At 72.4% G+C, this 21,600-nt stretch carries 25 protein-coding genes; 14 read left to right on the top strand and 11 right to left on the bottom strand.

Going from position 1 to position 21,600, the window contains the following annotated elements:
- Positions 1-118: 118 nt before the first annotated feature.
- The 3 genes from PHZ_RS16420 to PHZ_RS16410 are packed head-to-tail and all read right to left on the bottom strand — an operon-like array spanning position 119 to position 1,659.
- Positions 119-1,084 carry a KpsF/GutQ family sugar-phosphate isomerase gene (locus PHZ_RS16420; RefSeq protein ID WP_012523506.1) on the bottom strand — a complete coding sequence of 322 codons (966 nt, stop codon included), beginning with the start codon at positions 1,082-1,084 and terminating at the stop codon, positions 119-121.
- On the bottom strand, positions 1,081-1,326 hold the full coding sequence (locus PHZ_RS16415) for a hypothetical protein (RefSeq protein WP_012523505.1): 246 nt from the start codon (positions 1,324-1,326) through the stop codon (positions 1,081-1,083). Before PHZ_RS16415 ends, PHZ_RS16420 begins: the two co-directional genes overlap by 4 nt.
- 33 nt (positions 1,327-1,359) lie before the next feature.
- Positions 1,360-1,659, bottom strand: a complete 300-nt coding sequence (locus PHZ_RS16410; protein WP_148216895.1) for a DUF6968 family protein — start codon at positions 1,657-1,659, stop codon at positions 1,360-1,362.
- Between the two features lie 84 nt (positions 1,660-1,743).
- Between PHZ_RS16410 and gpmA the strand changes: the two genes are divergently transcribed.
- The 4 genes from gpmA to PHZ_RS16390 are packed head-to-tail and all read left to right on the top strand — an operon-like array spanning position 1,744 to position 5,431.
- Complete coding sequence (gene gpmA, locus PHZ_RS16405) at positions 1,744-2,454, top strand: 2,3-diphosphoglycerate-dependent phosphoglycerate mutase (RefSeq protein WP_012523504.1); 711 nt, start codon at positions 1,744-1,746, stop codon at positions 2,452-2,454.
- A gap of 9 nt (positions 2,455-2,463) precedes the next feature.
- A complete protein-coding gene (locus PHZ_RS16400; RefSeq protein ID WP_041373638.1) occupies positions 2,464-2,913 on the top strand; it encodes a bifunctional diaminohydroxyphosphoribosylaminopyrimidine deaminase/5-amino-6-(5-phosphoribosylamino)uracil reductase RibD in 450 nt (149 codons plus the stop codon).
- 48 nt (positions 2,914-2,961) lie between these two features.
- Positions 2,962-4,227, top strand: coding sequence for a pentapeptide repeat-containing protein (locus PHZ_RS16395; protein WP_012523502.1), 1,266 nt, complete (start codon positions 2,962-2,964; stop codon positions 4,225-4,227).
- A gap of 4 nt (positions 4,228-4,231) precedes the next feature.
- Entirely contained in the window at positions 4,232-5,431 is a 1,200-nt protein-coding gene (locus tag PHZ_RS16390; RefSeq protein ID WP_148216894.1) for a pentapeptide repeat-containing protein, read from the top strand.
- 62 nt (positions 5,432-5,493) lie between these two features.
- Here the strand turns inward: PHZ_RS16390 and PHZ_RS16385 are convergent, their stop codons facing one another.
- Entirely contained in the window at positions 5,494-5,946 is a 453-nt protein-coding gene (locus PHZ_RS16385) for an Hsp20 family protein (protein ID WP_041374331.1), read from the bottom strand.
- Between the two features lie 217 nt (positions 5,947-6,163).
- Between PHZ_RS16385 and PHZ_RS16380 the strand changes: the two genes are divergently transcribed.
- The 4 genes from PHZ_RS16380 (at position 6,164) to PHZ_RS23240 (ending at position 9,925) form a co-directional block, all read left to right on the top strand.
- Entirely contained in the window at positions 6,164-7,012 is an 849-nt protein-coding gene (locus tag PHZ_RS16380; RefSeq protein WP_012523499.1) for a class I SAM-dependent methyltransferase, read from the top strand.
- Positions 7,013-7,094: 82 nt separating this feature from the next.
- On the top strand, positions 7,095-7,976 hold the full coding sequence (locus PHZ_RS16375) for a class I SAM-dependent methyltransferase (protein ID WP_012523498.1): 882 nt from the start codon (positions 7,095-7,097) through the stop codon (positions 7,974-7,976).
- Between the two features lie 108 nt (positions 7,977-8,084).
- Positions 8,085-8,393, top strand: a complete 309-nt coding sequence (locus tag PHZ_RS16370; protein ID WP_012523497.1) for an SCP2 sterol-binding domain-containing protein — start codon at positions 8,085-8,087, stop codon at positions 8,391-8,393.
- A gap of 11 nt (positions 8,394-8,404) precedes the next feature.
- Complete coding sequence (locus PHZ_RS23240; protein ID WP_012523496.1) at positions 8,405-9,925, top strand: alpha/beta fold hydrolase; 1,521 nt, start codon at positions 8,405-8,407, stop codon at positions 9,923-9,925.
- A 51-nt stretch (positions 9,926-9,976) separates the two neighbouring features.
- Here PHZ_RS23240 and hisN read toward each other — a convergent pair whose 3' ends face one another.
- Entirely contained in the window at positions 9,977-10,804 is an 828-nt protein-coding gene (hisN, locus tag PHZ_RS16360) for a histidinol-phosphatase (RefSeq protein ID WP_012523495.1), read from the bottom strand.
- Between the two features lie 31 nt (positions 10,805-10,835).
- Positions 10,836-11,210, bottom strand: coding sequence for a helix-turn-helix domain-containing protein (locus tag PHZ_RS16355; protein ID WP_012523494.1), 375 nt, complete (start codon positions 11,208-11,210; stop codon positions 10,836-10,838).
- A gap of 90 nt (positions 11,211-11,300) precedes the next feature.
- Here PHZ_RS16355 and PHZ_RS16350 point away from each other — a divergent pair, with 90 nt between their 5' ends.
- Positions 11,301-12,230: a lysophospholipid acyltransferase family protein gene (locus PHZ_RS16350; protein WP_012523493.1), complete on the top strand. Its 930-nt coding sequence runs from the start codon at positions 11,301-11,303 to the stop codon at positions 12,228-12,230.
- A 24-nt stretch (positions 12,231-12,254) separates the two neighbouring features.
- On the opposite strand, the gene PHZ_RS16345 is transcribed toward PHZ_RS16350, so the two are convergent.
- The 3 genes from PHZ_RS16345 to gcrA all read right to left on the bottom strand — a co-directional run bounded on the left by PHZ_RS16345 (position 12,255) and on the right by gcrA (position 14,602).
- Positions 12,255-12,479, bottom strand: a complete 225-nt coding sequence (locus PHZ_RS16345) for a DUF2093 domain-containing protein (protein WP_012523492.1) — start codon at positions 12,477-12,479, stop codon at positions 12,255-12,257.
- 28 nt (positions 12,480-12,507) lie between these two features.
- On the bottom strand, positions 12,508-13,971 hold the full coding sequence (gene xseA / locus PHZ_RS16340) for an exodeoxyribonuclease VII large subunit (RefSeq protein WP_012523491.1): 1,464 nt from the start codon (positions 13,969-13,971) through the stop codon (positions 12,508-12,510).
- A 130-nt stretch (positions 13,972-14,101) separates the two neighbouring features.
- Entirely contained in the window at positions 14,102-14,602 is a 501-nt protein-coding gene (gene gcrA, locus PHZ_RS16335) for a cell cycle sigma 70 cofactor GcrA (RefSeq protein ID WP_041373637.1), read from the bottom strand.
- Between the two features lie 229 nt (positions 14,603-14,831).
- Here gcrA and PHZ_RS16330 point away from each other — a divergent pair, with 229 nt between their 5' ends.
- Positions 14,832-15,650 (top strand): ABC transporter permease, encoded by an 819-nt coding sequence (locus PHZ_RS16330; protein WP_012523489.1) that lies wholly within the window; start codon positions 14,832-14,834, stop codon positions 15,648-15,650.
- On the opposite strand, the gene PHZ_RS16325 is transcribed toward PHZ_RS16330, so the two are convergent.
- Positions 15,640-16,491 (bottom strand): helix-turn-helix transcriptional regulator, encoded by an 852-nt coding sequence (locus PHZ_RS16325; protein ID WP_012523488.1) that lies wholly within the window; start codon positions 16,489-16,491, stop codon positions 15,640-15,642. The two genes, PHZ_RS16330 and PHZ_RS16325, sit on opposite strands and share 11 nt — an antisense overlap.
- Positions 16,492-16,641: 150 nt before the next feature.
- On the opposite strand from PHZ_RS16325, the gene PHZ_RS16320 reads away from it, so the two are divergent.
- From PHZ_RS16320 to PHZ_RS16305, 4 genes are all read left to right on the top strand, one after another.
- The gene (locus PHZ_RS16320) at positions 16,642-17,133 is read left to right on the top strand and encodes a hypothetical protein (RefSeq protein WP_012523487.1); all 492 of its coding nucleotides are present in this window, start codon (positions 16,642-16,644) and stop codon (positions 17,131-17,133) included.
- A gap of 142 nt (positions 17,134-17,275) precedes the next feature.
- Complete coding sequence (locus PHZ_RS16315; protein ID WP_041374327.1) at positions 17,276-18,466, top strand: aspartate aminotransferase family protein; 1,191 nt, start codon at positions 17,276-17,278, stop codon at positions 18,464-18,466.
- Positions 18,463-19,401, top strand: coding sequence for an ornithine carbamoyltransferase (gene argF / locus PHZ_RS16310; protein WP_012523485.1), 939 nt, complete (start codon positions 18,463-18,465; stop codon positions 19,399-19,401). The genes PHZ_RS16315 and argF overlap by 4 nt, the downstream gene beginning before the upstream one ends.
- Positions 19,402-19,451: 50 nt before the next feature.
- Positions 19,452-20,375 (top strand): Hsp33 family molecular chaperone, encoded by a 924-nt coding sequence (locus PHZ_RS16305; protein WP_041373636.1) that lies wholly within the window; start codon positions 19,452-19,454, stop codon positions 20,373-20,375.
- On the opposite strand, the gene metZ is transcribed toward PHZ_RS16305, so the two are convergent.
- Positions 20,372-21,556 (bottom strand): O-succinylhomoserine sulfhydrylase, encoded by a 1,185-nt coding sequence (gene metZ / locus PHZ_RS16300; RefSeq protein ID WP_012523483.1) that lies wholly within the window; start codon positions 21,554-21,556, stop codon positions 20,372-20,374. The genes PHZ_RS16305 and metZ overlap by 4 nt on opposite strands.
- Positions 21,557-21,600 lie beyond the last annotated feature (44 nt).

The following is a 21,600-nucleotide window of genomic DNA, read 5'->3' as shown; positions in this document are numbered from 1 at the left end:
GCGTTACGGGTCGCGGGTCTCTATTAGTTGGCGGAATGATCCCCGGCCAGCCGAACGCACAAGGCGCAGCTTGGGTCCGTCCCTGTCATTTGATCCGGGGGGTCGCCGATTGGCGCCTCTACATGACGCCGGCGCGCAGCAGATCGTGGACGTGCAGCACGCCGACCGGCCGGCCGTCCTCGACGACGAACAGCACGGTGACCGGCGGCGGCGGATCGCTCATCAGGGCCAGGGCCTCGGACGCCAGCATGCCCGGCGGCACGACCTTGCGGGGGCCCGGGGTCATCACCTCGCCGGCGGTGTGATCCATCAGGCCGTCGATGTGCCGGCGCAGGTCGCCGTCGGTGATCGCGCCGATCAGGCGGCCGTCGGCGTCCAGCACGCCCACGATCCCCCAGCGCTTCTCGGTCATCACCAGGAGGGCCTGGCGCATCGGCGCGCCCTCCGGAACGAGCGGCAGCTCGTCCTGACCGTGCATCAGGTCGCGTACGGTGCGCAGCATGGCCCCCAGCTTCCCGCCCGGGTGGAAGACGTGGAAGTCCTGGGCCTTGAAGCCCCGCCGCTCGAGCAGGGCCACGGCCAGGGCGTCGCCGAGGGCGATCTGCAGGGTGGTGGAGGTGGTGGGCGCGTTCACCTGCGCCGTCGCCTCGGACCTGTCGGCCAGCTGCAGCACGACGTCGGCGGCGCGGCCCAGGGCGCTGGAGGGATCGGCGGTGATGGCGATCAGCGGGATCGAGAAGCGGCCGGCGTAGGCCAGCACGTCCGCCAGCTCGCGCGCTTCGCCCGACTTCGACAGGGCGACGATCGCATCGGCCGGGCCGATCATCCCGAGGTCCCCGTGGCTGGCCTCGGCGGGATGGACGAAGAAGGCCGGGGTTCCGGTGGAGGCGAAGGTGGCGGCGAGCTTGCGCGCCACGTGCCCCGACTTGCCCATGCCGGTGCAGATGATCCGGCCTTCGGCGGCGAACAGCAGGTCCACGGCCCGGGCGAAGGCCGCGTCCAGGGCGGCGGCCTGGGCGGTCAGCGCCGCCGCGCCCGCCTGCAGCACGCGCCGGCCGACGGCGAGGGTGTCGTCGCGGCTCATTGGGAGGGGGCGATCGCCTGGTTCTGGAGGTTGCGGACCGCCTCGCGCGCCTCTTCCACCCGGCGCATCGAGGCCTCGTGCTCGCGCTTCATGGCGGCCTGCATCTCGGGGGTGCGCTGCACCGGCGTGTGGCCGAACGGCTCGGGCGAGCGGTCGCCCAGGCCCTGGGGCCAGACCAGCGACAGCGCGACGGCCGCGAGCGCGGCGAGCGCGAGGAACGGCAGGTAGAGGCGATCCAGCATCGGGGGTTCTATAGCGCCTGCGCGGCCGCGCCGCTAATCCGCGGTCTCGATGTCGGCGACGGTCAGGTGCGGCGGCAGCGGCAGGCCGAGGTCGCGGCCGCCCAGCCAGGTGACCGCCAGCCCGTCGCGGCGGGCCTGCAGCAGGTCGATGTGCGCCTTGGCCAATGCCAGGACCAGCGCCTGGACCTGATCGATCCCCATGGCGTGGTCCCGCCGATCGAAGCCGGCGCCCTGCAGCGTGAAGGCGCATCGGAAGTCCTGCCCGTCGGGCTGCGGGGCCTCCACGACGAGCCGGATCGTCTCGTCGCCGGCCTCGAAGAGGCGCTCGATCATGGCCATGGTCCTTCGCGCTCGTTGCTTGACGAAGCCCCCCGCCTTGCCTAGCCGGACCCACCGCCCGTCGTAAAGGAGCCCGCCTTGCCCACCCTGATCCTGCTGCGTCACGGCCAGAGCCAGTGGAACCTCGAGAACCGCTTCACCGGCTGGGTGGATGTCGACCTGACCGCCCAGGGCGAGGCCGAGGCCGCCAAGGGCGGCGAGCTGATCGGGCAGGCGGGCCTGGCGATCGACCGCTGCTTCACCTCGGTGCTGACGCGGGCGATCCGCACCTCGTGGCTGGCCCTGGCCGCCGCGGGCCAGACCTTCGTGCCCGAGGTGAAGGACTGGCGGCTGAACGAGCGCCACTACGGCGGCCTGACCGGCCTCAACAAGGCCGAGACCGCCGAGAAGCACGGCGAAGAGCAGGTCAAGATCTGGCGCCGCTCGTACGACATCCCGCCGCCGCCGCTGGCCGCCGGCTCGGAGTACGACTTCTCGAAGGACCGCCGCTACGCCGGCGCCGACCTGCCGGACACCGAGAGCCTGAAGACCACCCTGGAGCGCGTGCAGCCCTACTGGGAGAGCGACATCGTCCCCTGCCTGCAGGCGGGCGAGACCCTGCTGGTGGCGGCGCACGGCAATTCGCTGCGGGCGATCGTCAAGCTGCTGTTCGACGTGGGCGACGAGGCCATCGTCGGCGTCGAGATCCCTACGGGCAATCCGCTGGTGGTCGAGCTGGATGCGGACCTGAAGCCGACGGCGGCCAGATACCTCGACGCGGACCGTGCGCAGGCGCTGCCGCAGGTCTAGGCTCGTCCCATGACGGACGAGGAGGCCATGCGCCGGGCCATCGCGCTGGCCCGGCCCCAGGTGGGGCGGACCGGCGAGAACCCGGCCGTCGGCTGCGTGATCCTCAAGGACGGCCGCGTGCTTGGCGAGGCGGCCACCGGCGACGGTGGTCGTCCGCATGCGGAGGAACTGGCCCTGGCGCAGGCGGGGGAGGCGGCCCGCGGCGCGACGGCCTTCGTGACCCTCGAGCCCTGCGCCGAGCGCTCGTCGGGTGCGGCGTCCTGCAGCGAGAGGCTCGCGGCCGCGGGGATGTCCCGGGTGGTGGTCGCCTGCGCCGATCCTTCGGTGTTCGCCGCCGGCGGCGGGGCGGCCCGGCTGCGTGCAGCGGGGATCGTGTTCGACCAGGGGTTGCTGGAGGCCGAGGCGGCTCCCCTCTACGCCTCCTACGTAGCGGCTAAATCTCTGGAAATTCGTCGTTAATCCGTCGGCGATACCGTCGGTCGAGTTCCACAGGGATGGCCCCGCCGGATGCCCGTCACCCACGCCAGGAACCTCGTCACCGCGCGCCTCAGCCAGGCCGAGGTGGACGCGGTCTGCGCCAAGCACGACCGGCTGTGGCTGTCGAAGCCGGGCGGCGCCCGCGCGGTGTTCGCCTGGAAGGACCTGACCGGCCTTGATCTGTCGGGCCGCAATCTCTGCGACGCCGACTTCACGGGCGCGATCCTGACCGACTGCCGGCTCAACGGCGCGCGGCTGGACAACGCCACGCTGTTCGGCGCCGACCTGCAGAACGCCCGCCTCGTCGACGCCTCCCTGCGCCGGACGGACCTGCGCGGCGCCTGCCTGCGCAATGCGGACCTGACCGGGGCCGACCTGTTCGAGGCCGACCTGCGCGAGGGCGCCATGGCGGCCGCCGACCGCAAGTTCGGCTTCCGGCGCCTGGAGACGGGCCATCCGGTGGCGCCGGGCGAGGTGCAGGGAGCGATCCTGGCGGGCGCCAACCTCGAGCGCTCGCGCCTGTCGGGGGTGATGGCCTTCCGGGCCGACTTCACCGACGCCATCCTGCGCGACGCCAAGCTGGTGCGGGCCAATCTGAAGCAGGCCTCGATGAAGGGCGCGAATCTCTCGGGCGCGGACCTGTCGGGCGCCGATCTGGCCGGGGCGGACCTGCGGGACGCGGTTCTGGTGGGCGCCGTGATGACTGCCTGGAACGTCACCGACGCCAACCTCTCGGGCGTGCTGACCGACGAGCCGGCGGGCAAGGTCCTGGCCGACCTGCCGTACGAGAAGATGATCCGCGACCACGCCCGCTGGTGCGAGACCGGCGGGGAGGAGGGCGCGCCCTCGGTGTTCGACGGCGCCGACCTGCGGGGGCTCACCAGCATCCGCGGCTTCAACCTGACGGCGCTTTCGGCGAAGGGCACGGTGTTCTACGGGCTCGACATGGAAGGCGTGCAGCTCCAGGGAGCCCATCTCGAGAACGCGGACCTGCGCAACTGCAACCTGCGCCGGGCCGACCTGCGCGGCGCGCGGCTGGTGGGCGCCAAGCTCTCGGGCTCCGACCTTCGCGAGGCCCAGATGGGACCGCTCCTGCTGGGCGGCGACCGGGTGCTGCCTTGCGACATGACGGGGGCCCAGCTGAAGAACGCCGACCTCTCGGGGGCCGATCTGCGCCAGGCGGTCCTGATCAACGCCGACGTCAGCCGGGCCAATTTCCAGGGCGCCCTGATGCGCCAGGCCAACGTCACCGGCGTCACGCGGCAAGGCGCCCGCGGCCTGGACGAGGTCATCTGAGCCCGTGAACGCCGTGACGGAAAAGGCCGCCCTGCCGGGGCGCCGCCGCCTGTCGGAGGGCGAGCTGGAGCTGCTGCTGGACGCCCACGGGCGCCATGCGGCGGGCCGGGGCGGCAAGCGGGCCTCGCTGCCCTTCGTGGACTTCACCGGCCTCGATCTGTCCGGCCGGGACCTGTCGGGCGCCAACCTTTCGGGCTCGGTGTTCGACGGCGCGCGGCTGACGGGGACGAAGCTGGCCGGCGCGGACCTCTCGGGCTGCGACCTGCGCAGCGCCGACCTGCGGGGCGCCGACCTCAGCCGGGCGAACCTGCGCGGCGCCTGCCTGTCGGGCGCCAACCTGTCGGGGGCGGACCTCACCGGAGCCGACGTGCGCCCCGGCAAGGTCGCCAAGCCCCACCCCAGCCGGGGCTTCCCGGCGGTGGTGGAGGAGCCCCGCGCCGGGTTCATGGACGGAACGCGCCTGGCGGGCGCCACCCTCGACGGCGCGCTGCTCGAGGAGCTGCATGCGGTGGAGGCGGACTTCACCGACTGCTCGCTGAGAGGCGCGCGGCTCGCCTCGTCCAACCTGCGGGGGGCCAACCTGACCGGGGCGCTCCTCGCCGGGGCGGACGTGGGCGGCGCCAATCTGGAGGGCGCGGATCTCTCGGACGCCGATGTCTCGGGCGTCGTCCTGGCCACGGCGCGCACCCGCGGCGCCAGGCTAGGGGCTGTGAAGGCGCCGCCGGGCGGCCCAGCGCTCCGCCGCTGCGAACAACTCGTGCGGCAGGCCGTGGCGCACGACGCCTGGGTCCGCTCCGGCGGCAAGGAAGGCAAGCCCGTTCGTCTGGAAGGCGAGGACCTGCGTCCCGCCGGTCACCGGCTGAAGGGCCTGCGCCTCACCGCCGTCGACGCCCGCGGCGCGCAGCTGGCGGGACTGGACCTGACGGGCGTGCACCTGCAGGGCGCGAACCTGGAGGGCGCGGACCTGACCGCCGCCAGGCTGGCCGGCGCCGATCTGCGCGGGGCGCGGCTGGCAGGCGCGAACCTGACCCGCGCGGACCTGACCGATGCGCTGCTCTCGCCCCTGCCGCTGGGGTCCGGCCGCGAGACCCCCGTCGACCTTTCGCGCGCGCGCCTGCGCTACGCCCGCCTCGAGGGGGCCAACCTGACGGGCGCCTGCCTCGAGGGCGCCGACGTCCGCGGCTGCCGTCCGCCGCTGCGCTGAGCACGAAAAGGGCGGCGCCCGCGAGGACGCCGCCCGGTTCGGACTGAGAGGCCGAAGGCGCCTTAGGCGGCCTTCTCGCCTTCGATCAGCTTGGACTGGCCGCTGGTGATCTCGATCCGGCGCGGCTTCAGCGCCTCGGGAAGCTCGCGCTTCAGCGAGATCGAGAGCAGGCCGTCGGCTAGGTTGGCGTCGGTCACGACCACGTAGTCCGCCAGCTGGAACCGGCGCTCGAAATTGCGCTCGGCCAGGCCGCGGTGCAGGAACCGGCGGTCGTCCTCGTTGGCGGCCTTGCGGCCCTGGACGGTGAGGAGGTTCTCCTTCACCTCGACGGTGAGTTCTTCGGGACGGAAGCCCGCCACCGCGATGTCGATGCGGTAGGCGTTCTCGTCGGTCCGCTCGATGTTGTACGGCGGATAGCCCGTGGCGGCGTCGGCGGCGGCGGTCTCGAGCAGCGAGGCCAGGCGGTCGAAGCCCACGACGGAGCGATAGAGGGGGGAGAAGTCGATCGTACGCATGCGGTTCACATCCTTCTTCATCAAGCAAGGTTGCGTATGGGTGGAGCCTGCGCGAGCCGGGATCGGCCTCGCGGCGGCCCGGAAGGCCCGGATGTCCAGCGCCTTCCGTTCGAAGAGGTAGGCGCCGCAAAACCGCGTTCAAGGCCTTGCGCCGCAAGCGTCGCCACGTAGGCTCGCCGCCGAAGAACACCGGGAAAACGCCCAGGGAGGCTTTGCAATGCTCCGTCCGATCCTCGCAGCCGCAGCCGCGGTGGCGGTCCTCGCGCCCGTCGCCTACGCCCCGGCCGCCTACGCCGCCGACGCCCAGCTGCAGGCCGCCGTCGCCGGGCCCCAGCGCAGCGAGGCGCACAAGGCCCGCGACGCCCACCGCCATCCCGTCGAGTCGCTGAGCTTCTGGGGCTTGAAGCCGAACCAGACGGTGGTCGAGATCTCGCCCGGGTCGGGCTACTGGACCGAGATCCTCGCGCCCTACGCCAAGGCGACCGGCGGGACGTACGTGGCGGCCGTCGCCGACCTCGACAATCCGAAGCTCTCGGACGGCGCGCGCAAGGGCCGGGCCGACTTCGAGGCCAAGTACGCCGACGCCGACAAGTACGGCCAGATCACCTACGTGGGCTTCGGCCCGGCGTCGAAGCCGCTGGGCGCCCCCGGCTCGGCCGACCTCGTGCTGACGGCGCGCAACCTCCACAACTGGGCGACCCAGCCCGGGATGCTGGACAAGGCCATGAAGGACTTCCACGACGTGCTGAAGCCGGGCGGCGTCCTGGCCGTCGAGGAGCACCGCAAGGACCCCAAGCCCGAGGCCGCCAACTGGTCGGACGGCTACATGTCGGAGGCGACGGTGATCGCCGCCGCCGAGAAGGCCGGCTTCAAGCTGCAGGCCAGGTCCGAGGCGAACGCCAATCCAAAGGACACCAAGGACCATCCGTTCGGCGTCTGGACCCTGCCGCCCACCCGCCGCACCTCGCCGTTCGGCCAGCCGGCCGATCCGAACTTCGACCGCACGAAGTACGACGCCATCGGCGAGAGCGACCGCATGACGCTGCGCTTCGTGAAGGCTGGCTGAGCCTGACGCTTTGACCCGCGGCGCCGATCCGGGCTAGGTCCGGACGTCGGCTGCCGGGGGGCGGACGAGACAGGTAGGGCCGATGACCAGCTTTTCCCGCCGTGCGGTGCTGGCGAGCGCGGCTGCGCTCGCCGCCTGTGGACCGAAGGCTCCGGCCGAGAAGGGCCAGGCGCCGCCTGCGCCGAAGAAGGCCGACCCGCGGACCATCGAGGGCGCCGTGGCCGGGGGCTGGCGCCTGCCTGCCGACCGCGCCCGCGACCCCTTCCGCCATCCGGTGGAGAGCCTGAAGTTCTGGGGCCTGAAGCCCGGACAGACGGTGGTGGAGTTCTGGCCGGGCGCCGGCTGGTACAGCGATATCCTGGCCCCGTTCCTGGCGGCCACGGGCGGCAAGCTCTATGCCGCCCAGCAGCAGGTCACCGACCCCGCCGACACCGCGACGCGCGCCATCATCGACGCCTATACGGCGCGCTTCGGCGGGACCCCGCGGCTGTACGGCAAGGTGGAGATGACGGCGTTCGGTCCCACCAGCGGACCGGTGGCGCCGGCCGGCTCGGCCGACCTCGTCCTCTTCCTGCGCAACCTGCACAACTGGATGGCCCTGGGCATCGCCGAGAAGGCGTTCCGCGACGCCTTCGTGGCGCTGAAACCGGGCGGCGTGCTGGGGATCGAGGAGCACCGCGCCACGCCTGGCGGGGTGCCCGACCTGCTGGCCGAGGACGGCTATGTCGAGCAGGCCTATGCGATCAAGCTGGCGGAGGAAGCGGGCTTCCGCCTCGCGGCCGCCAGCGAGATCAACGCCAATCCGAAGGACACCAAGGACCATCCGTTCGGGGTCTGGACCCTGCCGCCGGTGCGGCGCTCCTCCGCGTTCGGCGAGCCCGCCGATCCGGCCTTCGACCACGCCAGGTACGACGCCATCGGCGAAAGCGACCGCATGACGCTGAGGCTGGTGAAGCCCGCCTGACGCGGGTTCCCCGCTGCGGCCAATCGACTGCGCGCGTAACGGGCGGTTTACAGGTTTCGCGCCTAAGGCGAAGCTCACCCTGAGTCGGGGAGAGGCGCTGGGGGGCGCATGGCCACGCTTGAGGAATTGACCGAGCGCATCCGGGCGGCGGCCGCGTCCGGCGCGGGCCTGTCGCGCACGGTCAAGATCGACCTCAAGGGCGAGGGCGTCATCCACCTGGACGGGCCCACGGTCACCAACGACGACCGTCCCGCCGACCTGACGGTCACCATCAGCCGCGCCGACCTGACGGCGCTGGGCAAGGGCGAGCTCGATCCGACGCGCGCCATGATGACCGGGCGGCTGCGGCTGTCGGACATGGGACTGGCCTTCAGCCTGCAGCCGCAGATTCAGGCTCTGTTTTCCAAGGCCGTGTAAGCGAGCGCCCCATGGCAGAGCTTGCGCCCCTTCTGGACATCCCTGCGGACCCGGTCCCGCCCGGCGGCGTCGCCGAGTGGTTCACCGGCGCGGGCGGCGCCAAGCTGCGCGCCGCGCTGTTCACGCCCAAGGGGTATGTGGGGGCGCGCGCGCGCGGGTCGGTCGTGCTGTCCGGCGGCCGCACCGAACCCATCGAGAAGTACTACGAGACCATCCGCGACTTCCTGGACCGGGGCTTCGTCGTCCTGGCGCACGACTGGCGCGGCCAGGGCCTTTCGGTCCGCGAGCTGCCCGACCGGCTGAAGGGCCACGCCCGCGGCCACCGCGCCTTCCTGGAGGACTTCCGCCGCCTGCTCGACGCCTACGAGGCGCGGCTGCCGAAGCCGTGGATCGCCGTGGCCCACTCGATGGGCGGCTGCCTGACCCTGCTCGCCCTGGCGCACGGGGAGAAGCGCTTCTCGGGCGCGGTGCTCTCGGCGCCGATGCTGGGGGTCCAGTTCGGCAGGAACCCGCGGTTCGCGGTGCTGGCGCGCACGCGGCTCAACATGCTGTTCGGCGGCGCCGGCCGCTACACGCCCGGCGGTCCCGGCAAGCCGCTGGAGGAGGCGTTCGAGGGCAACGTGCTCACCCACGACCGGCGGCGCTTCGAGCGCTACCGGGCGCAGGTGGCGGCCAATCCCGACCTGGCGCTGGGCGCGCCGACCTGGGGCTGGCTGGACTTCGCGCTCCGCGCCACCGCCTTCCTCGCGCGGCCCGAGCGGCTGCGCGGGATCACCATTCCGATCGAGATCGTCTCGGCGGCCGAGGACCGCCTGGTCGACAACGCCGCGCAGGCCGCGGCGGCCCGAAACCTACCGCAGGGACGGCTCGTGACCGTGCCCGGCGCCTACCACGAAATCCTGATGGAGACGGACCACATGCGTAACATCTTCCTGAAGGTCTTCGACGCGCTCACCGGCAAGACCACGCCGAAGCCCTCCGAAGGCCCCAAGGCCGCCGCGGCGACGCCGCCCAAGCCGGCCGAAACCCCCAAGCCCGTCGAGGCGCCGAAGCCCGCGCCCGCCCCGGCTGCGGCTCCGGCCGCCGCGCCCGCGGCCGCCGCCGCGGCCAAGCCGGCGGCGACGAAGCCCGCTGCGGCCAAGAAGCCTGCTGCGGCCAAGAAACCTGCTGCGGCCAAGAATCCGGCCGCCGCCAAGAAGCCCGCGGCCGCGAAGAAGCCCGCCGCGGCGAAGGCCGCCAAGGCTCCGGCGGCCGCCAAGCCGGCCGCGGCCAAGCCTGCCGCCGCCAAGGCCGCTCCGGCCAAGAAGCCCGCCGGGGCGAAGAAGCCGGCGGCCAAGGCTGCGGCAAAGCCCGCGGCGGCCAAGCCGGCCGCGGCCAAGAAGGCTCCCGCGGCGAAGAAGCCGGCCGCCAAGCCGGCGGCGGCCAAGAAGCCTGCGGCCGCCAAGCCCGCCGCCGCCGCCAAGGCGCCGACAGCGAAGAAGCCTGCCGCCGCTAAGAAGCCGGCCGCCAAGAAGGCCCCGGCGAAGAAGTGATCCTGCGTCCCTCCCCCTCGGGGGGAGGGCGTTTCTGGTCGGCCGACCGCTTCAGTTCGCGGACCGTCTCAGGGCGACCAGCGCCTCCTCGAGGCAGGCGCGGTCGCCGGCGATGGCGATCTGGCCGCCGTTCGGGCCCACCGGCCGCCCGCGCCAGTCGGTCACCACCCCGCCCGCCCCCTCGATGAGGGGGATGGCGGCGTCGATGTCCCATGCCTGCAGGCCCGCCTCGATGACCATGTCCATCGTCCCCGCCGCCACCATGGCGTAGGCGTAGGCGTCGCAGCCGAGCCGGGCCAGGCGCGCGGCGGCCCGCACCTGGGTCCAGGCCCCCAGTTCGGCGCCGGTGAAGCAGCCTTCCGGGTCCGTCGTGGCGATCACGGCGTCGGTCAGCCGCGGGCAGGGCCTGACCTTCAGCGGCGTCTCCGCGCCCCGCGACACCAGCCGCGAGCCGGCCTGCGAGCCGATGTAGACCTCGTCCAGGAACGGCTGGCCGATCGAGCCCAGCACCGGCCGGCCCTCGTGCCGGAGCCCGACGAGCACGCACCACAGCGGCAGGCCCGAAATGAACGCGCGCGTGCCGTCCACCGGGTCGAGCACCCAGACGAACTCGGCGTCGGGGCGGTCCTCGCCGTACTCCTCGCCGATGATCCCGTGCTCGGGGTAGCGCTGCGCGATCAGCGCGCGGATCGCCCGCTCGGCGCCGCGGTCGGCCTCGGTGACGGGATCGAAGGCCTTGTAGCCCTGCGCTCCGGCGATCCCCTTGTCGTGCAGGCCGTGGTCGGCCCGGAACAGCGGCAGGATCGCCTCGCCCGCCGCGCGGTTCAGCTCCAGCAGGAAGGCGTCGAATTCGGCGAGGCGGGCGGGGGAGAGCGGCATGCGCCCGCTTTAGCGCGCCTTGCGCCCGGACTTAACCCTCGCCGTCGCCGTTCATCGCCTTGGCCAGCTCCAGCAGCTGCCGGCGCGGGCGCTCGTCCAGAGCGTAGTAGGCCTGGATGAGTTCGCGGGTCTCCTTGCGCGTGAAGACGTCGTCCGGCTCGCGGAACGCCTCGTGGGCCTGCCGCTGGGCCTCGGACAGGCCCTCGTAGAAGTAGCTGACGGGCGCGTCGAGGATCTCGGCCAGCTTCCACAGCCGGGCCGCCGACATGCGGTTGGCGGCGCACTCGTACTTCTGGATCTGCTGGAAGCGGACGCCGCAGGCCCCCGCCAGCTCCTGCTGGGTGAGGCCGAGCATCTTGCGCCGCCGCCGAAGCTTGCGGCCGAGGTGAAGGTCGATTTCGTCCATGCGATGACGCCTACGCATTGCCCCCCGGACGTCCCGGATCGGGACGCCGCGGGTCTTTCCCGGCAAACCGGGCGCCACTAAGGAGGGGCGATGGCCGAGACCTCCGCCTTCGCCCGAGACGTCGCCCAGGAGCTCGCCCAGCGGTTCGCCTGGCGGCTGGAGGCGCTCGCCTTCGACGCCGTCGCGGGGCTCGCCCGCCTGTTTCCGGTCGAGACAGTCTCGGACTTCGGGGCCTGGTTCTTCCGCACCGTGGGGCCGCTGACGGGCGCGCGCCGCGTCGCCGAGCGGAACCTCAGGATCGCCTTCCCCGAGGCGTCCGACGCCGAGATCGCCCGCCTGCTGGCCCTCCAGTGGGAGGAGCTGGGCCGCTGGATCGCCGAATTCCCGATCCTGGACCGCATCGTCGCCGACCCCTCACGGCTGGAGGTGGAGGGCGCCGAGCGGCTGGCCGAGATCGCCGCCGGCGCGGGGCCGGTGGTGTTCATTTCGGGTCACCTGTCCAATTTCGAGATCATGGCCGCCGTGATCGTGCGCGCGGGCGTGCCATGTCAGATCACCTATCGGGCGATGAACAACCCGTACGTGGACGCCCGGGTGCGCCGCAGCCGCTTCCGCTACGGCGTGCGCCTGTTCGCGCCCAAGGGGCTGGAGGGCGCGCGCGAGCTGATGCGGGCGCTGGGCCGGGGCGAGTCCGTCGCCCTGATGAACGACCAGAAGTTCAACGGCGGGGTGGCCGCGCCCCTGTTCGGCTTGACGGCCCACACGGCGCCGGGGCCGTCCACCTTCGCCCTGCGGTTCGGCGTGCCGCTGCAGCCGATGAGCGTGCAGCGGATCGGCCGGGTGCGGTTCAAGGTGATCGTGCATCCTCCCATCCACCTGGAGGACACGGGCGATCGCGACGCCGACATCGCAGCCGGCGTGCGGAAGGTGAACGCCTTCATCGAGGACCGGGTGCGCGCCCGGCCCCACGAGTGGTTCTGGGTTCACAAGCGCTGGCCGAACGAGATCTACAAGCGCTGAGCGCCGCGCCAGCAAACCGGCGCGTCAGACGTTCGGGTGCGTCTCGCGCCAGCGCTTCAGGGCCTCGCCGGGGCCGGCGTAGGCCTCCTGCAGCTCGGCGCTCCAGTAGCGGAGCTGCTCCAGAGGCACCTTCTGGCCGGTGACGGCGCAGACCACGTAGCGGCCGGGCTTGAGCACGGCGAAGTCGCCGTCCCCGTAGTGCAGCTTGGCGATCTCGGCGCCGGCGAAGTCGCTGTCGTGGGCGTTCATGGCCGCCTATTTAGTCCGCCTTCGGGCCTCAGAACAGGTCGCCCTGCAGGGGCGGCGTCATTTTCGGCTTCTTCGCCGCCGCGGGCGTCGGGGGCGCCGGCGGCGCGCCGTCGGCGCCGTCGATCACCGCCTGCCGGGTCACCGCGTCTCCGAACTTGATCGCCACCTCCTCGCCGCTGGCGAGCGAGGCGCCGGCATGGACGATCGAGCCGTCCGCGCGGGTCACCCGCGCGAAGCCGCGCTGCAGCGGCCGGTCGGGATCGACGCTGGCGTACAGCTTGGCGAGCGCGTCCAGCCGTTCGGACAGCCGCTCCAGCCGCCGGTCCATGCAGGGCTTCAGCCGCACCGACAGGGCCTCGAGCCGCTCGCGCTGCACCGCCTGCGGCCGCTGGAGCAGCAGCGGCGACAGGCGCGAAGCCACTCGCACCAGGTCGCGCTCATGGGCGGCGGCGTTGCGCGACAGCCCCGCCGCCAGCCGGCCCGAGACGATCCCGAACCGCTGGGCCGCCAGCTCCACGAGGTCGGGGACGCGCTTCAGCGCCCGGTCCGCGTGCTGCACGCGCCCGCGGCGGTCCTCGACCACGCGCCCGGCGCAGCGGTGCAGGCGCGCGCCGTGGTCGCCGACGGCGGCCTTCAGCTCGGACAGCACGGGCGTCGCCATCTCGGCGGCGGCGGTCGGCGTCGGCGCGCGGCGGTCCGAGACGAAGTCGATCAGGGTGGTGTCGGTCTCATGGCCCACCGCGCTGATCAGCGGGATGGTGCAGCCGGCGACCGTGCGCGCGAGGGTCTCGTCGTTGAAGGGCCACAGGTCCTCCACCGAGCCGCCGCCGCGCGCGACGATCAGCACGTCGGGGCGCGGTACCGGGCCCGCCGGATCCAGGGCGCAGAAGCCGCGGATCGCGGCGCAGACCTGGCCGGCCGCCGCGTCGCCCTGCACCACCACCGGCCAGACCACCACGTGGCAGGGCCAGCGGTCGCGGATGCGGTGCAGGATGTCGCGGATGACGGCGCCCGTCGGGCTGGTGATCACCCCCACCACGGACGGCATGGTGGGGAGCGGCTTCTTGCGCTCGGCCGCGAACAGGCCCTCGCCCGCCAGCCGCGCCTTCAGCCGCTCGAGCTGGGCCAGCAGGGCGCCGACGCCGGCCGCTTCCATCGTCTCGATGACGATCTGGTAGCGCGAGCCCTGCGGATAGGCGGTGATCTTGCCCGTCACCACGACCTCCATCCCCTGCTCGGGGCGGATGGAGAGGTTGCGGACCTGGCCCTTCCAGACGACGCCGTCGATCGCCGCCTTGTCGTCCTTGAGCGTCAGATAGACGTGACCGTTGGAGTGGTGGGTCACCTTCGACAGCTCGCCGCGCAGGCGCACGAAGCCGTAGGCGTCCTCCAGCGTCCGCTTCAGCGCGAACGCCAGCTCCGAGACGGAGTAGGGCCGGGCGTTCCCATCCGTGGGGCCGGCGGCGTCGGTGGTGGCGTGCGCTTCGCTCATCGTCGGAAGGTAGCGAGCCGGGGGCGGAATGGGAAAGGGGCGCGTCCGGCGCCGGAGGCGGAGGCCGCCCCGGCGCCGGACGCGCCCCCCATCCCCAACGGATCGGTCAGGCCGCGCGTTCGCGCGGATCTCAGATGTAGCGGCGCAGGCTGCGGGCGAGCTCGGCGGCGCCGGACTTCTTCTTCGCCTGGGCCGGCTGGTAGGCCACCTGGGCGTGCTCGCAGCAGTAGGGGCCCTCGTCCGTGCGCCGGCCGCAGAAGGTGAAGTTGTCGAGGGCCGGGTCGCCGATCGGCCACTTGCACATGTGGGCGCCCAGAGTCAGCACGGTGGCCATGCCGGGGGCCTCGTCCACGTAGCGGACCGGCGCAGGCGCCGGGGCCGCCGCCGCCGGCTCGGCGATGCGGCGCGGAGCCGACGGGGCCGCGGTGGCCACCCGGGCCGGCCGCGGCGCCTTGAACACCGTGCGCTGCGGCTTCGAGGGCGTCGCCCGGCCCGAGAGGCCCAGGCGGTGCACCTTGCCGATCACCGCGTTGCGGGTCACCCCGCCCAGTTGTTTGGCGATCTGGCTGGCCGAAAGGCCGTCCTGCCAGAGCTTCTTCAGAAGTTCGACGCGTTCGTCGGTCCAGCCCATCTCTCGCCTCCCACCCAGAGGGCCGAGGACGTCCCCACGTCCTCGGGATTCAACATCTTGTGGCGCCCGGCTCTCTCGCCGCCCACCAGCCACTATCAGTAGTAAACAACTCCTTAAGAGCCACAATAGGCGCCCTATCGTTCGTCCACAGGAACTAGATGTAGAGGACGTTGCTGCGCCGGACGGTCGCACCCTTGCGGCCCGGGTCCGCAGCGCGCATGTCTGCGCCATGCGAGACCTGCCCGACGCCGAAGTCGCCCTGCCGCCCGCTCCCCGCGCCTATCCGGGCGTGAACTGGGAGGGGCTGAAGACCCTGTACCTGCGCGAGGTCCGCCGCTTCATGAAGGTGGGCATGCAGACCCTGGCCGCGCCGGTCGTCACCGCGCTGCTCTACATGCTGGTGTTCGTGGTCGCCGTGGGCGGCGGGCGCGAGGTGCACGGCGTCGACTACGGGACCTTCGTCGCCCCCGGCCTGGTGATGATGCAGATCCTCTCCAACGCGTTCGCCAACTCCTCGTCCTCGCTGCTGCAGGCCAAGTTCAACGGGCTGATGGGCGACTTCCTCACCCCGCCGCTGACGCCGGCCGAGCATGTTGTGGGCTTCGGCGCGGGCGCGGCCACGCGCGGCGTGCTGGTCGGGGCGATCAGCCTGGCCGCGGTGCTGCCCTTCGCGCGCCTGCCGGTCGCCCATCCCTGGGCCATCGCCTACTTCGGCGTCGGCGCGGCGCTGATCATGGGGTTCGTCGGCATCATGGCCGGGCTGTGGAGCGAGAAGTTCGACCACATGGCCGCGGTGACCAACTTCGTGATCATGCCCATGACCTTCCTGTCGGGCACCTTCTACCTCGTCGAGCGGCTGCCGGAGCCGTTCCGCACGGCCAGCCACTACAACCCGTTCTTCTACCTGATCGACGGCTTCCGCTACGGCTTCGTGGGCCAGGCCGAGAGCAACCTCTGGGTCGGCGCGGTCATGACCGCCGCGCTGGTCTTCGGCCTCGGCTTCGCCTGCCTGCGGCTGTTCAGCGTCGGCTACAAGATCAAGACCTGAGCAGTTCGCCCGGCGTCACGCCCAGCAGCCGGCGCGTCCAGCGGGCGAGGTGGCTCTGGTGGGCGAAGCCGCTCTCGATGGCGACCTCGGCGATGCTCGTGCGGCCGGCCAGCAGCAGGTCCCTGGCCCGGCACACCCGTCGCTCCATGACATAGGCGTGGACCGACTGGCCCATGGTCCGCCGGAACAGGCTGGTCAGGTGCGGCACGCTGAGGCCGGCCACGGCGGCGATCCCGGCCAGGGTCAGCTCGCCCTCCAGGTTGGCCTCCACGTGCTCGACGATGCGCCGCAGCTGCGGCTTGGACAGGGTCTGGCGGCCGCCGCGCGCCTCGGGGGCCTCCTGCAGCAGCCGCGTGGCCAGGGCGAGCGCCAGACTGTCGGCGTAGAGGCGCGAGGCCCCCTCGGGCGCCTCGACCTCGGCGGCGAGGGCGAAGACGAGGCGGCTCACCAGCGGGTCCCGGGCCCCAAGCCGCGGCGCGAGATCGGCCCGCGCCTCCGGAACGCCCAGCGCCTCGGCGGCCTCGGCCACCACGGCCGGCGCGAGGCGGACCGAGATGAAGTCCACGGGCCCGTGGTCCTCCCAGACGCCCGAGGCGCCCGCCGGCACGAGGTCGAAGTCCGCGGCGGCCAGCACCCGGCCGCCGCCGACGCCTTCGCAGGCGCAGTCGGCCCGCACGTCCGAGGTCAGGTAGAACAGCAGCCGGTGCTCGCCGCTCGCCGCGCCCGGATGCCGGCCGGGACTGGCGCGCACGCGCACGGCGCTCAGGCCCTCCCAGGCGCGCGTAGGGCCGAACGCCAGATGCGGATGGGGTGTGTCGCGGAACCGGTGGACGTAGGTCATCGAGGCCTCGCCCCCGACACCACGCCTTCGCCCGCGCGCTGTCAAACGCCCAGCAGGCTCCGGCGCCGCCCGGGAGCGACGCCGTCATCGGAACGTGCTCGCGCGGCCGCCACGCACGGCCCAGCCTGACCCCCGACAAGGAGGCGTCCCATGACCAGCGTCGCCGCGGGGCCGGACCCCGCCCCGCTCCCGGGCCGGAGCATCGCCGCGGCGGCCCTCGCGGGCGGCCTCGTGGACCTCGTCTACGCCAGCGCCGTCGGAGCCCTGGACGGACGCGGCGTGCTCAAGGTCTGGCAGGGCGTCGCCTCGGGCTGGATGGGCCGGGCGGCCGGCGACCACGGCTGGGCCTCGGCGGCGCTGGGCATCGCCACCCACTTCGGCATTGCGACGGCCATGGCGGGGACCTACGCGGTCGCCGCCGCCCGCCTGCCGATCCTGCGCCGGCGCCCCCTCGCGTGCGGGGCGGTCTACGGCCTGGGGCTCTACGGGGTGATGTACGGCCTGGTGCTGCCGCTGCGCTGGCCCGGGGCGTTCCCGAAATGGGAGGGCGCCCGCTCGGCGGCGGACATGGCGGCGCACGTGGGCGTGGGGCTCGCCATCGCGTGGGCGGTCTCCAGGACGGCGCCGAAGCCAAATCATTGACATCACGGCGTTCGAAGCCGAAAAGGCCAGGCCTTCCGGTCCCCGCAGCGAACGCGCGGGGACGCTTCCGTTTTGGAGGGCCCCTCCCTTGTCCGAGAAGACCGCGAGCCAAGCCGCCGCGCCCGTCCCCAGCGACCACATCATGGGCGTCTATGCGCGCGCCCCGCTGGCGTTCGAGCGAGGCGAGGGCGCGCGCCTCTACACGGCCGAGGGCGAGGCCTACCTGGACTGCATGGCCGGCATCGCGGTCAACGCCCTCGGCCACAGCCATCCGCGGCTGATCCAGGCGCTGAAGGACCAGGCCGACAAGCTCTGGCACACCTCCAACATCTTCCGGATCCCGAACCAGGAGAAGCTGGCCGACCTGCTCACGCGGAACACCTTCGCGGACGTGGCCTTCTTCACCAATTCTGGCGCCGAGGCGATCGAGTGCGCGATCAAGACCGCGCGCAAGTATCACTGGGCGAAGGGCCAGCCTGAACGCATCGACATCATCGGCTTCGACGGCTCGTTCCACGGCCGGACGATCGCGGCCATCTTCGCCGCCAACAACCCGTCCTACGTGGAAGGCTTCGGCCCGCCGCCCCCCGGCTTCGTGGGGGCGAAGTTCGGCGACCTCGAAGGACTGAAGGCGCTGGTGGGCCCCACCACCGCGGCCATCCTGCTCGAGCCCGTGCAGGGCGAGGGCGGGGCGCGGCACTGGACCGAGGCCCAGCTCAAGGAGATCCGCCGGCTCTGCGACGAGACCGGGACCCTGCTGATCTACGACGAGATCCAGTGCGGCCTGGGCCGGAGCGGCAAGCTCTTCGCCCACGAGTGGGCCGACGGGCAGGCCGATCCCGACATCATGGCGGTGGCCAAGGCCCTGGGCGGCGGCTTCCCGGTGGGCGCGTGCCTGGCCACGGCCGAGGCGGCCAGCGGCATGACCCCCGGCTCCCACGGCTCGACCTACGGCGGCAACCCGCTGGCCATGGCGGTGGGCATCGCCTCGGTCGAGGAACTGGTGAAGCCCGAACTCCTGGCGCACGTGCGCGAGCTCGCCGGCTACTTCGGCCAGCAGCTCTCGGGGCTCAAGGACCGCTACCCCGACGTGGTGGCCGACATCCGCGGCAAGGGCCTGCTGATCGGGGTGAAGCTCGTCACGCCGAACCGCGAGTTCATGCAGCACGCCCGTGACGAGAAGCTGCTGATCGCCGGGGGCGGCGACAACTGCGTGCGCCTGCTGCCGCCGCTGACGCTCACCTTCGAGGAGGCCCGCGAGGCGATCGAGAAGCTGGAGCGCGCCTGCGAGACCGCCCGCGCCAAGGCCCGGAACGCCGAGGCCGCAGCGTGAGCGTTCAGCCTCCCCGCCACTTCATCGATCTGTGGAAGCTCGACGGGACCGAGCTGCGGACGATCCTCGAGGACGCCAAGGCCCGCAAGGCGGCCCGCGCCGGCTGGCCCAAGGGCCGCCCCGACGAGGATCGCCCCGCCGCCGGCCGGACCCTGGCGATGATCTTCGAGAAGAACTCCACCCGGACGCGCTTCTCGTTCGACGCGGCCATGCGCCAGCTGGGCGGCGACGTGATCATCTCGAACGCCGTCGATATGCAGCTCGGCCGCGGCGAGCCGATCGAGGACACCGCCCGGGTGCTGTCGCGGATGGTCGACGCGGTGATGATCCGCTCGAACGTCCACGAGGACGTCGAGCGCTTCGCCCACTGGTCGTCGGTTCCGGTGATCAACGGCCTGTCGGACAGGAGCCATCCCTGCCAGATCATGGCCGACCTGATGACCTTCGAGGAGCATCGCGGCTCGGTCCACGGCCGGACCTTCGCGTGGATCGGCGACGGCAACAACGTCTGCGCCAGCTTCATTCACGCCGCGCCGAAGCTGGGCTTCAAGCTCAACATCGCCACCCCGGCCATCTACCACCCGGACCTCGTCGACCTGGCCCGCGCCGCCGAGCAGCAGGGCCATGTGACGACCACCTCCGATCCGCGCGAGGCGGTCCGGGGGGCGCACTGCATCGTCACCGACACCTGGGTCTCGATGGGCGACACCGACCACGACGAGCGCTTCGAGGCGCTGGAGCCCTATCAGGTGGACGACGCCCTGATGGACGAGGCCGCCGAGGATGCCGTGTTCCTGCACTGCCTGCCGGCCCACCGCGGCGAGGAGGTGACGGACTCGGTGATCGACGGGCCCAGGAGCCTGGTCTGGGACGAGGCCGAGAACCGGCTCCACGCCCAGAAGTCAATCCTGGCCTGGTGCTTCGGCGCGATCTGAGGCGGAGCGCCGCGCTCGCAACCGGCGCGACGCATCCTATATTGGCGCCCATGTCCAATCCTCCCGTTCCCGACGACCTGGTCGGCGCCTTCCAGATCGAAGGCGAGCCCGTGCGCGGCCGCGTGGCCCGCATGGGGCCCGCGATCGACGAGATCCTGCGCGGCCACGACTACCCCGAGCCGGTGGCGAACCTGCTCGGCGAGGCCTGCGCGCTCGCCGCCCTGGTGGGCTCGAACCTGAAGTTCGACGGCCGGCTGATCGTCGAGGCCCGCGGCTCGGGCGCCGTGCGCTACGTGGTCGCCGACTACGACACCTCCGGCGGCCTGCGCGGCTATTGCCGCTACGACGCCGACGAGGTCGCCGCCGCCAGCCAGGGCTTCCAGCGACCGGGCGCCCGCAGCCTGCTGGGCGACGGCGTCTTCATGATGACGGTGGACCAGGGCGCGGACATGGACCGCTACCAGGGCATCACCGCCATCGAGGGCGAGACCCTGGCCCTGTGCGCCGAGCAGTATTTCGCCCAGTCCGAGCAGACGCCCACCCGCGTGCGGCTGGCCGTGGGCCAGGCCGCCCCGGGCGAGGGCCCGGGCGAAGGCGGGCAGGCCTGGCGCGCCGGCGGCTTCCTCATCCAGTACATCGCCGAGGACGAGTCCCGCGGCTCGACCATCGAGGCGTGGGAGCGCACCCAGGCCCTCTTCGAGACCCTGGGCGAGGAGGAGCTGCTGGACGTCGACCTGCCGTCCAACACCCTGCTCTGGCGCCTCTTCCACGAGGACGGCGTGCGGGTGTTCGGCTCGAAGATGCTCCGCGCCTTCTGCCGCTGCTCGCAGAGCCGCATCGAGACGGTGCTGAAGTCGTTCCCGGCCGAAGACCGCGAGGGCATGGTCGAGCCCGACGGCAAGATCCACGTGACCTGCGAGTACTGCTCGCGCGTCTACGCCGTGGAGCCGGCGTCCCTCGAGACGGCGGCCTAGGCCCGGTCCAGCGCCCGGGTCACGTCGCGCACGAGGTCGCGGGCGCCTTCGAGGCCGACGCTCATCCGCACCCAGCCTTGCGTCAGGCCGATGGCCTCGCGCTCGGCTTCGGGCATCGAGCGGTGGGTGGTGGTCGAGGGGTGCGTGGCCATCGACTTGGCGTCGCCCAGGTTGTTGGAGATGTCGACGATCTCCAGCGCGTCCAGGAACCGCCACGCCGCCTCGCGGCTGCCGAGGTCGAAGGCGATGACGTTGCCGCCGCCGCTCATCTGGCGGGCGATCACGGCCGCCTGCGGGTGGTCGTCCCTGCCGCAGTAGACCACCTGGCGGGCCTTGGCGTGGGCGGCGACGGCGTCGGCCACCGTCGCGGCGGTCTCGGTCTGGCGGCGGACCCGCAGGTCCATGGTCTCCAGCCCCTTCAGCAGCACCCAGGCGTTGAACGGCGACAGGGCCGGGCCCGTGTGCCGATGCATGTCCTTGTAGGCCTCGGTGATCAGCTCGGCCGAGCCGAGGATCGCCCCGCCCAGCACCCGTCCCTGGCCGTCGATGTGCTTGGTCGCCGAATAGACGACCACGTCGGCGCCCAGCGCCAGCGGCTTCTGGAAGACCGGCGTGGCGAAGACGTTGTCCACCACCAGTTTCGCGCCGGCCTCCCGGGCGATCTGGGCCACGCCGGCGATGTCGGTCACCTCCAGCAGCGGGTTCGCCGGGCTCTCGATCAGGAACGCCCTGGTGTTCGGCCGCACCGCGTTCTTCCAGGCGGAGAGGTCCGTGGCGTCCACATAGGTCGTCTCGACCCCGAACCTCGGCATCCATTCCGACAGGATCCAGCGGCACGAGCCGAACAGGGCCCGGCCCGCGACAATGTGGTCGCCAGCGCGGACCAGGCCCATCAGGGAAAGCTGCACGGCCGCCATGCCCGAGGCGGTCGCCCGGCAGGCCTCGGCGCCCTCGATCAGCGCCAGGCGGCGCTCGAAGATGTCGGTCGTGGGGTTGCCGAAGCGCTGGTAGATGAAGCCGGGCTCCTCGCCCGAGAAGCGCCGGTCGGCCGCCTCGGCCGACTCGTAGGCGAAGCTCTGGGTCAGGAAGAGGGCTTCCGAGATCTCGCCGTAGGGCGTGCGTGCGAGGCCGCCGCGCACCGCCTGGGTCTCGATCTCCCAATCCTGCGGGTCCTCCGCCATCACGGCCTCCAGCGCCTCTTCGAAAAAGCTGAGGGCAGGAACGC

Origin of the sequence: Phenylobacterium zucineum HLK1, assembly GCF_000017265.1 — a bacterium.
Lineage (GTDB): Bacteria > Pseudomonadota > Alphaproteobacteria > Caulobacterales > Caulobacteraceae > Phenylobacterium > Phenylobacterium zucineum.
This window is presented reverse-complemented; position numbering and strand designations above follow the sequence as displayed.